The sequence below is a fragment of the Streptomyces luomodiensis genome (genome assembly GCF_031679605.1).
GTDB lineage: Bacteria > Actinomycetota > Actinomycetes > Streptomycetales > Streptomycetaceae > Streptomyces > Streptomyces luomodiensis.
Genome location: NZ_CP117522.1, coordinates 8321927 through 8335117 on the forward strand (window position 1 = coordinate 8321927; position 13191 = coordinate 8335117).

Annotated in this window: 11 protein-coding genes; 5 read left to right on the forward strand and 6 right to left on the reverse strand. The window is 71.7% G+C overall.

Features of this window, described 5'->3' with window-relative positions:
* Nucleotides 1–39 precede the first annotated feature (39 nt).
* The 4 genes from PS467_RS35115 to PS467_RS35130 are packed head-to-tail and all read left to right on the forward strand — an operon-like array spanning nucleotide 40 to nucleotide 4137.
* Complete coding sequence (locus PS467_RS35115) at nucleotides 40–996, forward strand: carbohydrate kinase family protein (RefSeq protein ID WP_311038586.1); 957 nt, start codon at nucleotides 40–42, stop codon at nucleotides 994–996.
* On the forward strand, nucleotides 993–2303 hold the full coding sequence (locus PS467_RS35120) for an alpha-glucosidase/alpha-galactosidase (protein WP_311038587.1): 1311 nt from the start codon (nucleotides 993–995) through the stop codon (nucleotides 2301–2303). The genes PS467_RS35115 and PS467_RS35120 overlap by 4 nt, the downstream gene beginning before the upstream one ends.
* A 37-nt stretch (nucleotides 2304–2340) precedes the next feature.
* The gene (locus PS467_RS35125) at nucleotides 2341–3228 is read left to right on the forward strand and encodes an SIS domain-containing protein (RefSeq protein ID WP_311038588.1); all 888 of its coding nucleotides are present in this window, start codon (nucleotides 2341–2343) and stop codon (nucleotides 3226–3228) included.
* Nucleotides 3229–3273: 45 nt separating this feature from the next.
* On the forward strand, nucleotides 3274–4137 hold the full coding sequence (locus PS467_RS35130; RefSeq protein WP_311038589.1) for a class II fructose-bisphosphate aldolase: 864 nt from the start codon (nucleotides 3274–3276) through the stop codon (nucleotides 4135–4137).
* A 150-nt stretch (nucleotides 4138–4287) separates the two neighbouring features.
* On the opposite strand, the gene PS467_RS35135 is transcribed toward PS467_RS35130, so the two are convergent.
* Together PS467_RS35135 and PS467_RS35140 are read right to left on the reverse strand one after the other, a co-directional pair.
* Nucleotides 4288–5202, reverse strand: a complete 915-nt coding sequence (locus tag PS467_RS35135; protein WP_311038590.1) for a LysR family transcriptional regulator — start codon at nucleotides 5200–5202, stop codon at nucleotides 4288–4290.
* Between the two features lie 32 nt (nucleotides 5203–5234).
* The gene (locus tag PS467_RS35140; RefSeq protein WP_311038591.1) at nucleotides 5235–5843 is read right to left on the reverse strand and encodes an NIPSNAP family protein; all 609 of its coding nucleotides are present in this window, start codon (nucleotides 5841–5843) and stop codon (nucleotides 5235–5237) included.
* Nucleotides 5844–5898: 55 nt separating this feature from the next.
* On the opposite strand from PS467_RS35140, the gene PS467_RS35145 reads away from it, so the two are divergent.
* Nucleotides 5899–6555, forward strand: a complete 657-nt coding sequence (locus tag PS467_RS35145; RefSeq protein ID WP_311038592.1) for a TetR/AcrR family transcriptional regulator — start codon at nucleotides 5899–5901, stop codon at nucleotides 6553–6555.
* Between the two features lie 49 nt (nucleotides 6556–6604).
* Here PS467_RS35145 and PS467_RS35150 read toward each other — a convergent pair whose 3' ends face one another.
* From PS467_RS35150 to PS467_RS35165, 4 genes are all read right to left on the reverse strand, one after another.
* Nucleotides 6605–8089: a glycoside hydrolase family 43 protein gene (locus PS467_RS35150; RefSeq protein ID WP_311038593.1), complete on the reverse strand. Its 1485-nt coding sequence runs from the start codon at nucleotides 8087–8089 to the stop codon at nucleotides 6605–6607.
* An 80-nt stretch (nucleotides 8090–8169) separates the two neighbouring features.
* Nucleotides 8170–10020, reverse strand: coding sequence for a glycoside hydrolase family 76 protein (locus tag PS467_RS35155; protein ID WP_311038594.1), 1851 nt, complete (start codon nucleotides 10018–10020; stop codon nucleotides 8170–8172).
* 139 nt (nucleotides 10021–10159) lie between these two features.
* Nucleotides 10160–12463 (reverse strand): AbfB domain-containing protein, encoded by a 2304-nt coding sequence (locus PS467_RS35160; RefSeq protein WP_432280774.1) that lies wholly within the window; start codon nucleotides 12461–12463, stop codon nucleotides 10160–10162.
* Between the two features lie 267 nt (nucleotides 12464–12730).
* Nucleotides 12731–13189: a hypothetical protein gene (locus tag PS467_RS35165; RefSeq protein ID WP_311038595.1), complete on the reverse strand. Its 459-nt coding sequence runs from the start codon at nucleotides 13187–13189 to the stop codon at nucleotides 12731–12733.
* Nucleotides 13190–13191 lie beyond the last annotated feature (2 nt).

Genomic DNA, 13191 nt, shown 5'->3' on the forward strand with positions numbered 1-13191 from the left:
CTCCGCACCACCCCTCATCGCACCTCTTCGGGAACCTTCATGCCGCCCAGCTTCGACCTGCTCGTCATCGGGGACGCCAACCCCGACGTCATCATCGGACCGCTCGACGCCCCACTCGCCTTCGGCCAGCGCGAACAGCTCGTCGACAGCGGCGCACTCACCATCGGCGGCTCCGCCGCGATCACCGCGTGCGGCGCCGCCCGGCTGGGGCTGCGCGTGGCCTTCGCCGGACGCGTCGGGGACGACGGCGCCGGACACTACATGCGCGACCGGCTCGCCGCGCACGGCGTCGACGTCCAGGCGCTGCACCTGGACGAGAGCCGGCCGACACCGCTCACGGTCATCGTCACCCGCGGCGACGACCGTGCCATCCTCACCGCGCCGGGCACCCTCGCCGCGACGACCGGGGCCGACGTCCCCGAACGCCTGCTCACCTCGGCCCGGCACGTCCACTCCGCGTCCTTCTTCCTCATGCCGCAGCTCGCCGCCGACCTGCCCGGCCTCTTCGACACCGCCCGCGCGGCGGGCGCCACCACCTCGCTCGACACCAACGACGACCCCTCGGGCCGATGGGACCTCGCGCCACTCGCGCCCGTCCTGGCCCGGACCGACATCCTGCTGCCCAACGCGGACGAGGCACACCGGCTGGCCGGCACCGACGGCACCTCCGTCGCCGCGGCCGCCGAATCCCTCGCCCGCCAGGTCCCGCTGGTGGCCGTCAAGAACGGGGCGGACGGCGCCCTGTGCCACGACGGCCGGACCCTGCACACCACCGCCGGCCTCCGGGTGACACCCCAGGACGCCGTCGGCGCGGGCGACAGCTTCAACGCGGGCTTCCTGGCCGCACGGCTGGCGGGCCGGTCCACCACCGAGGCGCTCGACCTCGCCGCCGTATGCGGTGCGCTGTCCACCCGCGCCGCAGGCGGCACCACCGCCCAGCCCACCTGGGAAGAAACCCTCACCCACCTCACCGCCAACGGAGACAGCCCGTCATGATCAACCCCAAAATCGTGCTGGTCGGCGCCGGCAGCGTCGTCTTCACCCAGGGCCTGCTGGCGGATCTGTTCGCCTTCCCCGAGCTGAGGACCGCGCACATCGCCCTGCACGACATCGACGCGGAACGCCTGGCCACCGCCGAGGCCGCCGCGCGGTACATCGCCGGGAAACGGGACGCCGCCGTGCGCATCACCGCACACGCCGACCGGCGCGCGGCGCTCGAAGGCGCCGACTTCGTCATCAACATCGTCCAGATCGGCATGGGCGAGGCCACCCGTACCGACTTCGAGATCCCCGCGCGCCACGGTGTGCGGCAGACCATCGGCGACACCCTCGGCGTCGGCGGCATCTTCCGCGCCCTGCGCACCTTCCCGTTCCTCAAGGCGCTGGGCGAGGACATCGCCGCCGTGTGCCCCGAGGCGTGGCTGCTCAACTACACCAACCCGATGGCCATGAACGTGCAGTACCTGGTGGCGGCGACCGGTCTGACCCGGGTGGTCGGCCTGTGCCACTCGGTGCACTGGACCATGCACGACCTGTGCGCCCTGCTCAAGGTCCCCTTCGAGGAGGTCACCTACCGTGCCGCCGGCGTCAACCACCAGGCGTGGGTGCTGCGGTTCGAGCACGACGGCACCGACCTGTACCCCCGGCTGGACGCCCTGATCGCCGAGGACGAGCAGCTGCGCCGCCGGGTGCGTGTCGACATGTACCGGCGGCTGGGCTACTACCCGACCGAGACCAGCGAGCACTCTTCCGAATACGTGCCCTGGTACCTGCACCACGACAGCGAGATCGAGCGGCTGCGGCTGCCCATCGGCGCCTATCTCGGCATCGTCGAGGAGAACGTGGCCGAGTACGAGCGCACCCGCGACGCCCTCGCCAGCGGCGCGTGCATCGACGTCGAGGGAACCATGGAATACGCCCCGCAGATCATCCACTCCATGGTGACCGGCACCCCCAGGACCGTCTACGGCAATGTGCCCAACCGGGGGCTCATCGAGAACCTCCCCGCCCACGGCGTCGTCGAAGTGCCATGCCTGGTCGACCGGTCCGGTGTCCAGCCGACCCGGGCCGGTGCCCTCCCCCCGCAGCTCGCCGCGCTCAACCGCACCTACCTCAGCATGAACGACCTCGTGGTGCGCGCCGCCCTGGAGGACGAGCCGCGCCACATCCGGCACGCGGCCATGACCGACCCGGCGACCGCCGCCGCCCTGCGGGTCGAGCAGATCTGGGAGCTGTGCGACGACATGGTGCGCGCGCACGCCGACCGGCTGCAACCCGCGCTGCGCGCCACCCTCGGCAGCTGAGAACCCTCGCCGCCACCCACCTACGTCACGGAGAATCATGTCCCACACCAGTGATGAGATCGCCAGCCAGCCGGAGTGCTGGGAGCGGGCGGTGAGCGAAGCGCCGCGCCACGCCAAGGCGCTGCCCGCGCCGGGCGAGCGGGTCGCGGTCATCGGCTGCGGCACCTCGCTGTTCATGGCCCAGGCGTACGCGCGGCTGCGCGAAGGCATCGGCCACGGCATCACCGACGCCTATCCGGCGTCCGAGGCGCGGCTGCTCAGGCCCTACGACCGGATCCTCGCCCTCACCCGGTCCGGCACCACCACCGAGATCGTCTCGGCGCTCGAGGAGGCCGCGGAACCGGCGCGGATCACCACGGTCACCGCCGTCGCCGACTCCCCGGCGACGGCCAAGGCCGACGAGGTGATCTGCCTGGACTACGCCGACGAGCGGTCGGTGGTGCAGACCCGGTTCCCCACCACCGAACTGCTGTTGCTCCGTGCCCACCTCGGGCTCCCCACCGACGACGCGCTCGCCGACGTGGCCACCGCGCTCGCCTCGCCGCTCCCCGACGAGCTGACCGGCGCCGAGCAGATCACCTTCCTCGGGGCCGACTGGAGCGTGGGCGTCGCCCACGAGGCCGCGCTCAAGGTGCGCGAGGCGGCGGCCCATTGGACGGAGTCCTACTCCGCCATGGAGTACCGGCACGGCCCGATCGCCGTGGCCCGCGCGGGCCGGGCCGTGTGGAGCCTGACCCCCGTGGCGGACTCACTCGCCGACCGGGTCGGCGCCACCGGGGCGTATCTGCGCCAGGGCGTTCTCGATCCGCTGGCCGAACTCGTCCTCGCCCAGCGCCTGGCCGTCCGTCTCGCCGAGAACGCCGGCCGGAACCCCGACCGGCCCGAGCACCTGACCCGCTCGGTCATCCTCGGCTCCCAGGACTGAACCGACCGACCGGCTGAACCTCCCCTCACCACCAGGACGTCTCCCATGCCCCTCGCCTCCACCGACCGGGTCCTCGCCGCCACCCCGCTGGCCGCGGGCGCCTTCAACGTCGTACTCATCGAGCAGCTCGAAGCGGTCCTCACCGGGGCGGCGCGGGCCGGGCTGCCGGTGATCGTGCAGATCAGTGAGAACGCCGTGGCCTACCGCGGCGCGCTCGCGCCGCTCGCCGCGGCGGCCCACGCGGCCATCGCCGCCACCGAAGTGCCGGTGGCCCTCCACCTGGACCACGCCACCCGGGTCGACCTCATCGAGGAGGCCGTGGCCCGCGGCTTCACCTCCGTCATGTACGACGGGGCGCACCTGCCCTGGGAGGAGAACGTGGCCCGCACCCGGGAGGTCACCCAGTGGTGTCATGAACGGAAGGTGTTCGTCGAGGCGGAGCTCGGCGAGATCGGCGGAAAGGACGGAGCACACGCGCCGGGTGTCCGGACCGATCCGCGGGAGGCGGCGCGGTTCGTCGCCGACACCGGCGTCGACGCCCTCGCGGTCGCGGTCGGCACCTCCCACCAGATGAGCGACCGGACCGCCACGGTCGACCTGGACCTGGTGCGCGCACTGCGCGCCGCCGTACCGGTACCCCTGGTGCTGCACGGCTCGTCCGGGGCGGACGACGCGACGCTCCAGGCGGCCGTCCACGCCGGCATGAAGAAGATCAATATGTCGACCCATCTGAACGTGGTCTTCACCGGAGCCGCCCGCGCGACGCTCGACGCCGACCCGGCCGTGGTGGACCCGCGCCGCTATCTGCGGCCGGCCCGCCACGCCATGGCCGGCGAAGTGGCCCGCCTGCTCCGGCAGCTCAACACCCCGCAGCAGGTGCTCACGGCGACCGCCCCGGCGGCCCGCTGAGAAAGAACGCCTGAGAAACAGCGTCCGAGCAAGAGTGCCCGAGAAACAGTGCCCGAGAAATAGTGTGCCAAGCGGCTCTCGGGCGCGGCCGCGGCACACGGGCGCGGGACCAGTCGGCGAGGTGGCCGACGGCCGGGCGCTCCGGAGACCTCAGTCCGGGGCGTCCACGGGGCCGTCGGTCACCTCGCCGAGCACCTCCCGCACCTGGCCCCGGAGCCATGCGTGGGCCGGATCGCCGTCGTGGCGGTGGTGCCAGGTCATGACCATCCGGGCCGGGGGCAATTCCACGGGGAGCCGCCGGGTGACGAGGCCGAGCCTCGCCGCGGCGGGTCGGCAGACCCGCTCGGCCACGATGACCACGGCGTCCGAACGGGACACCACCTCCAGCGCCGCGGCGCTGGTCGGCAGGGACGCGATCACCCGTCGGCGCAGGCCCCGCTCGGCGAGGGCGTCGTCGACGGCGTTGTGCAGCCGGCCACGGCGCGAGACGGTCACGAAGGCCATCCGGGTGAGCTTGTCGACATCGACCCTCCCCTTGGCCAGCGGATGGCCCCGCCGCAGTACCAGGACCATCCGGTCGGTACCCACCACGTCGGAGGAGATCTCGGGACGGTCCGGCTCCCGGGCGCCGATCTCCAGGTCGACGTGGCCACGGGTGAGATCGGGCTGGTCGGCGGACGCCTCGGCGAGCAGGCTCAGGCGGATGTTCGGGGCCGTGGCACCGACCCTGGCGATCAGCGGCGCGGCGAGGGCGCCCAGCAGCGCGTCATGACCGCGCACCGTGAAGTGGCGGCTCAGCCGGGCCAGGTCGAGCCGGCGCACGGGGGTGAGCACGGCGGTGGCCCGCCGGACCAGTTCGCGGGTCTCCTCGCGCAGTTCCAGGGCGCGCGGGGTCGGGACCATGGTGCGGCCGGCCCGTACCAGGATCTCGTCGCCGGTCGCGCGCCGGATCCGGGCCAGTGTCCGGCTCATCGCCGGCGCTGAGAGATTCAGCCGGTCCGCCGCCCCGGACACGCTGTTCTCCTCCAGCAGCGCGTCGAGCGCCACGAGCAAGTTGAGATCCACATGCGCCACGGTAAGGGGTCCGCGGCACCGGGTCAGGACAGCGGGGAGATGGGGGTGGGCAGGGCGATCGTGGAGGTGGCGTGGGCGATGTTCTCCGGGCCGTTCTCCGGCGGCCAGAATCCCTGTTCGTAGGAGGTCCGGCGGATCTCCAGCCGGGCGTTGAGGTCGGGGAAGGGCCAGATGTGGGTGATGCGGGGGATGCCGTCCAGGCCGTACATGGCCGTCGTCAGGGGGTGGAGCCGGACGCGTGGCGGCACCGCGGCCTCCCAGCCGGCCATCGTGGGCACCAGACCGCCGACCTTGAGGTGGTAGGTGCGGAACTCGTAGACGGAGCCGTAGTGGCCCGGCTCGACCGGTGGCAGGAAGGGGAACGGCGCGTAGCTCTCCACCTGGAAGGCGGTCAGGTGCTCGCCGATGCCGAACGGATCGGAGCTGGTGAGGACGCGCCGGCGCTCCTCGGAGAGTTCCTCGGCGTCCTCGAAGCCGCGCAGCACGAGCAACTGCCCGACGATGACGCCGTGTTCGGGCTCCCAGCAGCCGAGCAGCCGGCCGCCGGCACTCGTGGTGTAGGTCTCCAGCGCGGACAGGGCCTTGGGGACGGTGCGCAGCTTGAGGGACAGGGTCGCGAGTTCGTAGAGCATGCTAAAGTGAAGCATCACTTTAGTTACGGAGGCAAGCCCGGAGGAGGACCCGCCCGTGGACACCACCGCCGACGTGCCTGACGTGCCCGGCGTGTCCGAGGGGCGCGGAACGCGGCAGCGTCCCCGGAGTGCGCGCAGCGCACGGGCGCATGACGCGGTCCTGACCGCGACCAGCGCGCTGATGCGCGAGGAGGGCATGGCCGCGGTCACCATCGACCGGATAGCCGGCCGGTCCGGTGTCAGCACGGCGACCATCTACAAGCACTGGCCCTGCAAGGCCGCCATCATGGCGGAGGCGTTCGGCCGGGACACGGCCGAGGCGGTGGCCTTCCCCGACACCGGCCGCCCCGTCGCCGACCTGGTCACCTACGCGACCGATCTGCTGACCTACTACACCAGCCCGGAAGGCACCCTCTTCGGGCAGCTGCTGGCCGCCTGCGCCGCCGAGCCGCAGGCGGCGCCGTACTTCCACGAGTTCTTCCTGCTGCCCCGCAGGGCGGCGCTGGAGCCGTACTGGGACCGGGCCGCCGAAGCGGGACTGACCCGGCCGGGCGTGGACGCGTCAACGGCCACGGACGTGCTGCTGGGCGCCCTGGCGTTCCGCCTGATGGCCGGGCACGCATCGCTGGCCCCCGACGAGGTGCGCACGCTGGTGGAGTACGCCCTGCACGGTCTGCTCGTACCGGCGGACGCGGGGGACGGCGCACCATGAGGTGGCCCCCGCCACCGGGCGGGGGCCACCTTCGGCGGGTGCCGGGTTCTCAGCGCGTGTACACCTCGGCACGGTCCACGCTCACGAACGAGGCCCCCGACTGGGCGTTGTGCTCGCCGGTGACCCGGACGCGCAGGGTGTGCCGGCCGTAGGCGAGCCGGGGACTGAGGTACTGGAGGGTCTCGCCGGTGCGGATCGCGCCGTAGAAGTCGACGCGTTGCTCGGCGCCGCCGTCGATGCTGAGGGCGGCGATGCCGTTGCCGGTGTCGCGCACCGACAGCAGGGCGATCCGGGTTCCGGTGAAGGAGAAGGTGGCGGTGTTGCCCGCCCGGTCGCTCCAGTGGTCGTCGCTCCAGAAGCACTGGGTGGCGCAGCCGGTGCCCGAGTTCCAGGTGCCGGTGTACGCGACGGTGCCGGCGCCGCTGGAACGGGCGTCGTCGTTGATCCAGTACGTGCCCGCTCCCGGGTCGCCGGAGGGCAGGTCCTGTGTGGCCCCCATGGCGAGCGGCCGGCCCAGGTCGGGGCTGCCGTCGGCGCGCCAGGAGATCTTCTGGGCGCGGGTGGTGCGGTCGGTGTAGGTGTTCACCGACGTGGTCTTGGCGTGGTAGACGATCCAGTCCTCCGTGCCGTCGGGGGAGCGGAAGAACGCGTGGTGGCCGGGGCCGAAGACGCCGTGGTCGTCGGCGCGGGAGAACACCGCGCCGGTGTGCTGGGTCCAGTTGCCGGGCACGAGGGGGTCGGCGCCGTCCGGCAGGGACATCATCCAGACCTGGTAGTCCGGCTTGCCCGTGTCGCAGGTGGAGTACGTCATCCAGGTGCGGCCGTTGCGGTACAGGAACTCGGCGCCTTCGCGCACCTCGGGGCAGCCGCCGGCCGCGTTGAAGGCGACGGCGTTGCCCGAGACGGTGTAGGGGTTGGACATCGGGGCGATGTTGATGCCGTTGTGCTGGTACTGGTTGATCCCGGAGTAGGCGAGGTAGAGCCGCCCGTTGAGCTGGAGGACGCTGGGGTCGATGGCGAAGTCGTTCGGGTGGTTGGGCGGTGTCAGACGGGACTTGAAGTGGTAGGGGCCCGCCGGGTCGTCACGGTCGGACTCCAGCACGTAGATCCGGTGGTGGTCGTCCACGCCGTCGTCGGCGGTGTAGTAGAGGTACCAGCGCTCGTTGAAGCGGTAGAACTCCGGTGCCCAGATGTGCTGGTTGCGGGAGCTGTCGGTGTCCGTCCACACGGTGATGGGGTCGGCCTCGAGCAGGGTGCCGAGCGAGGAGGAGCGCCACATGCGGATGCTGCCGCCCTGCGTGGTGGTCAGGTAGTAGGACCCGTTCCAGAAGGTCATATACGGGTCCGGACCGGTGTTGAGCGGATTGCGGAAGGTGCCCGCGGCGGCTTGCGGTGTCGCTTCGGTGCGCGGTGCCGTGGCGGCGCCGGGGGTCGCGGCGGTGGCCGCCGGGGTGGCGACGAGGCCGCACAGGATGGCCAGAAGTGCGGTGAGCAGTGCCGCGTAGCGGCGGGCGGTGCGGGGCCCTGGGCCCATGGATGGCTCCTCACATCGGGTCGAGCGCGGGTGGTGGGGGGTTGGCGGCGGGTGGCCGGCCCGTCGGGTGGTGCGACGGGTCACCGGCCGTCCGCGGCCGTCAGCGCGCCGAGTGCACTGGCCTGGGTGCGCCAGTCCACCTGGTTCGGGGTGGTGCCCGACCAGCGCTGGCCGAGCCGGTTGAGGGAGTCCCGGTCGGTGCGCCAGATCGAGTCGGCCTGCCGGGTGATGTACGCCCGGTACGTGGCCGATCCGGTGGCGTCCGCGAGATCGTCGAGATGCCGCATGAAGACGCCCTTGAACTGTTTCTGGTTGTCGTCGCAGGTGTTCGTGCCGGTGTCGCAGGACTCGGTCAGGACACCGTCGCGGGTCAGCGCCGTCGAGGTGGTCGCGGCGTCGGCCAGGCGCCGGGCGGTGTCCAGGTACTGGCCGTTGCCGGTGGACCGCCACAGTTGGGTGAAGGCGCCGATGGCGAGCCCCTGGTTGTAGCTCCACACGGTCTGGCCGTTGTTGCGGCAGCCGCTGGTCAGCCCGTCGTTGACCAGTCCGGAGCTGTTGATCATGCCGCTGTTCAGGTACCAGGTGGCGGCCGTGGCCGCCCGGTCGCCCCACACGGTGTCGCCGGAGACCCGCTGGTGCAGCGAGGTCGTCAGCCACAGGTACAGCCCGTTGGTCACGGCGTTCTTGTAGGTGCGCTCCCGGTCCCACCACACACCGCCGCCGCAGGTGCCGGTGTCCCAGTACTGGTGGACGTAGGTGGCGATGGTGACCGCCTCGTCCAGATAGCGCCGCTCGTGCGTGTAGTCGTACGCGGTCAGCCAGGCCACCCCCCACCAGGCCGCGTCGTCGATGGCGCGGCTGATGAAGTGGCCCTCCACCGCGTCGGAGCTGCGCCCGCCGGCCGGGAAGACGCCGCGGTTCTGCTCGAAGGTGCGGGCGATGACCCAGTCGTAGTCGTGCCGTCCGGTGCGCTCGGCGAAGTCGATGAGCGAGGTGACCGCGACGGCCGAGTTCCACCAGCTGCTGCGCCACCAGCCCTCGTAGGTCTGGTACGACGCCATCAGCGCGTCCGCCGCGGCGCGCGCCCGGGTCGGCGCGGGCCTGACCCAGGCCGTGCAGCTGCCCTCCTGGTGGGCGGCCTCTCGGCCGCATGCGCGGACCGCGCCGCCGAACATCAGCCCGCGCGGGTCCCGGGTGGCGAACATGGCCGTTCGTGTCGAGGTCTTGCCCGAGGCCACGCTGGTACGGCCGAGGGAGGAGCCCTCGGGCCAGGTGGCGCCGTTGTCCCAGGAGCGGTCGAGCCAGATCTCGTCGCCCGCGCCGCCGCTGTCGATGACGCCCCACGCCATCCCGTTCTTCTGGTCCACGTGGACGCTGATGGTGCGTCCGAACAGCGTGGTCGAGGGCACCGGGCGGTCGTCGCCGGCCGCGGTGGCGGGGTCGGCGCCGTCGCAGAACGTGCCGTCGCACACCTTCGGGTAGACCCAGCCGGTGCAGGTGACGCCGCCGGCGTCACCGCAGGCGCGGACCCAGCCGCGCCGGTGTGCCACCGGGTCGGTGAGGTTGTACATCAGGGTGCGGGTGCCGGTCCAGGTGCTGGGGATGCTCGCCTTGCCGAGCAGGCCGTCCCAGGAGGCGCCCCGGTCCCAGGAGCGGTCGAGCCAGACCGCGTCACCGGTCACGCCGTTGTCGATGCTGGCCCAGGCCATGTTGTCGGGGTCGGACACATGCAGCCGGAGGATGCGGCCATGGAGGTTGACCTCCGGCACGGGGAAGGTTTCGCGCTGTGCCTTGGAGGGGTCGAGGGTGTCGCACGCCAGCGCGCAGACCGGGGTGGCGGCACGGGACGGTGTGGGGAGGAGGACGAGACCGGCCAGGGCGATGGCCAGGGTCAGGAGTCCGCGAAGGACCCGGTGGAGACGCGCTGACATGACGTACCCGCCTTTCCGTGGGGGCCGTGCGCGTGCGGAGGTGGGGGAGGGGAGGGGAGAGGCGGCGGCCGCCCGCGCGGGGCGGCCGCCATGACGGGACCGAAGGCGCGGGCCGGTCGGGCCGTGCCCGCGGGTGGCGTCAGGGAGCCCAGGGGGGCTCGATCGCCCAGGTGGTGTCCTCGGTGAAGGTGGCCGGGTTGTCCCAGTCGTGGGTGCCGCCCGACTGGGCCAGCCACAGCTCGGCGTCGATGTGCCGCAGATACTGGCCGGGGAAGTTGGCGGCCGACATCCGGATGCCGCCGTTGCCCTGGATCGGGCACCAGGTCGCGTCCTGCTGGTACACGGTGGAGCCGTCGCCCGCCTCGCGCCGGACGCGGAAGTCGCGGTGGCGCAGGTATTCGCCCGGGTAGTTGCGGGACTCGAAGGAGTAGCAGAGCTTGTTCGCCAGTCCCGGCCGGACGGTCCAGGTGGCGTCCTTCTTCAGCAGGTCGGAGCTGGCCGCGTTGACCACCTCGGTGAAGCCCAGCCCGTCGTAGTGGCGGATGTAGCGGTCGGTGTAGCCGGGGGTGGTGACCCGGATCGACACGGACTGCCCGACGGACAGTTTCACCGGTGCGCCGACCGTGCGGGACGCGGCGATGAGCGCCTCGTTGGCCGCCCGCACCCGGGCCTGGTCGACCTTGACGACCTGGCGGTCGTAGGTCATGAGTCCGTTGGCCTCGTTCTCCACATCGGTGATCTGCGTGTAGACGGAGGCCGACAGGCCGCCCGCGGGCATGGAGTTCTCCCGCAACCCGTCGAGCAGGCCGACGAGCCGGTTGTTGAGCGCGGATGTACTCGGCTGGTCCTCGTTGCTGAACCCGCCGCCCGGATACCACTCGTGGCCGGACACCCGGTAGCCCAGACCGCCGTACTCGCCGAGCACCGAGGCCCGCGCCGACTCGGTCGGGGTGTTGCCGGGGCCGACGTAGTTGTGGTTGTCGATGACGTCGCCGTTGCCGCCGTCCCGCGCGGCGCAGCAGTTGACCCCGCTCATGTTGTCGACCAGGCGGGAGGGGTCGTACGCCTTGACCATGTCCGCGATCCGGGCCTGGTCGTACTGGCCCCAGCCTTCGTTCTGATCGACCCACTGGATGAGTGAGGGCGAGCTGCGGTGCTGGTCGATGATGGCGCGGTACTCGCTCTCCCACTGGGCGCGGGCCGCGGTGTCCGGGGTCTTGGAGCTGTCCATGGAGGGCATGTCCTGCCACACCAGCAGCCCGAGCCGGTCCGCCCAGTAGAACCACCGCTGCGGTTCGACCTTGATGTGCTTGCGGACCATGTTGAAGCCCAGGTCCTTGTGTTTCTGGAGGTCGTACTTGAGGGCCTCGTCGGTGGGCGCGGTGTAGATGCCGTCCGGCCAGTAGCCCTGGTCCAGGGTGCCGGTCTGGAAGACGAACTTTCCGTTGAGCACCGGCCGCCGGACCCCGTTCACGTCCTTCACCGCGATCGACCGCATACCGGTGTAACCGCCGACCTTGTCGGCTCCGGCGCTGCCGGTCAGCTCGGCCGTGACGTCGTACAGGAACGGGTCCTCAGGGGTCCACAGATGGGCGCCCGGCACCGGCACCGAGAGTTCGGTGCCCACCGTGCCGGTGGCGCTGCCCACCGTGGTGCCGCCGCTGGAGACGGTGACCTTGACACCGGCGCCGTCCGCCCCGGAGCCGCGCACCGTGACCCGCAGGGTGTTGTCCTGAAGGTGCGGGACCATGTCCAGGCGGGTGATGTGCGCGGTGGGGGTGGGCTCCAGCCAGACGGTCTGCCAGATGCCGGACGCGGCGGTGTATTCGATGCTCCGGTCGGCGTGCGGGGCGATGTCCTGGATGCGCTGCTTGCCGAAGGCCTGACCGCCGGAGTCCGTCGGGTCGTACACGGAGACGACGATGGTGTTGGTGCCGCCGTTCAGCAGGGGCGTGATGTCGTAGGAGAAGGCGTCGTACCCGCCGCGGTGGACGGCGCCGGCCTGGGTGCCGTTGACCCAGACCGTGGTCTCCCAGTCGGAGGCGCCGAAGTTGAGCTGGACCCGGCGGCCGCTCCAGCCGGAGGGCACCGTGAAGGTGCGCTGGTACCAGAGCTTGTCATTCTGGGTGATCTTGCGGTGGATGCCGGAGAGCGCGGACTCGGGTACGAACGGCACCCGGATCTGCTCGCCGAACGTGGCGGGCTGTCCGGCGTCACGGGAGGTGACCGCGAAGTTCCAGATGCCGTTGAGATCGGTCCAGTCGTTCCGGGTGAGCTGCGGGCGCGGATATTCCGGCAGGGGGTGGTCGACCGGGACTTGATGGGTCCACGGGGTCGTCATCGGTGCGGGTTTGGGGTCCCAGGCCGGGGCGGCGTGGGAGGGGCCGGCGCCGGAGACGAGCAGGGCGGTGGCGGCCAGCGTGGGGACCACGGCGGCGGCCACGCGCCGCCGCCAGGTCCGTCTCGGGCGGAAAAGTGCGGGGAAGCGGAGGAACAAGTGTCTGAGCACGCTGCTGCTCCATGGTCCGGTTGGCCCCACCGCCCGTCGAGGCGGCGGAACTCTTCCACAGGGAACACTTGCTGCACGAATACCAGAGCACTCGGATCTGTGGTTTGTCCAGACCTTGGGACAACGTTGTCGGTCAGGCCGACTCCCGTGCGCGGCGTCCTCGGGCGGACCGTCGGCGCACGGAAGACGGTGCGATCCGGCTCATACCGCCCGGGACGGCCCGGTGGCGTCCCCCGGCGACCAGCGGGGCCGGATGCCCGCGATATGGCAGGTCATGAAGTACAGCGGAATGGGCGGGGTGTAGGGCGAGTCGTCCTGGGGGTGATGGACCAGGCGGGGGTGGCGGGAGCGCACCAGACGTCCCGCGCCCCGGTCGGTCACACAGGCCCCGACCGCGTAGCTGGTGAACGGCGGCCAGGCGACGTCGATATGCGATCCGGAGGGCACGATCCACCACCACCGATGATCGTCGGCGAAGACACAGCCGATGCGGGGCAGGGAGCGCATGACCCGCCGTCCGATGTCCGCGGGCATCCCCACCGCGTCGTAACCCAGCCTGGTGGGCAGCCCGTCCGGTATCCGGAGGCGCCGGCAGTGGTGTCGCCGGAAGCTCGTCGTGCCGGGCGACGAGGCGTCAGGGGCGATATGCGGTCGGTCCATGA

What these genes read in the sequence shown, in the direction of transcription:
- PS467_RS35115 (WP_311038586.1), top strand. Translation starts at nt 40, where the DNA reads ATGCCGCCCAGCTTCGACCTGCTCGTCATCGGGGACGCCAACCCCGAC.
- PS467_RS35120 (WP_311038587.1), top strand. Translation starts at nt 993, where the DNA reads ATGATCAACCCCAAAATCGTGCTGGTCGGCGCCGGCAGCGTCGTCTTC.
- PS467_RS35165 (WP_311038595.1), bottom strand. Translation starts at nt 13,189, where the DNA reads ATGGACCGACCGCATATCGCCCCTGACGCCTCGTCGCCCGGCACGACG.
- PS467_RS35150 (WP_311038593.1), bottom strand. Translation starts at nt 8,089, where the DNA reads ATGGGCCCAGGGCCCCGCACCGCCCGCCGCTACGCGGCACTGCTCACC.
- PS467_RS35140 (WP_311038591.1), bottom strand. Translation starts at nt 5,843, where the DNA reads ATGCTCTACGAACTCGCGACCCTGTCCCTCAAGCTGCGCACCGTCCCC.
- PS467_RS35155 (WP_311038594.1), bottom strand. Translation starts at nt 10,020, where the DNA reads ATGTCAGCGCGTCTCCACCGGGTCCTTCGCGGACTCCTGACCCTGGCC.
- PS467_RS35125 (WP_311038588.1), top strand. Translation starts at nt 2,341, where the DNA reads ATGTCCCACACCAGTGATGAGATCGCCAGCCAGCCGGAGTGCTGGGAG.
- PS467_RS35130 (WP_311038589.1), top strand. Translation starts at nt 3,274, where the DNA reads ATGCCCCTCGCCTCCACCGACCGGGTCCTCGCCGCCACCCCGCTGGCC.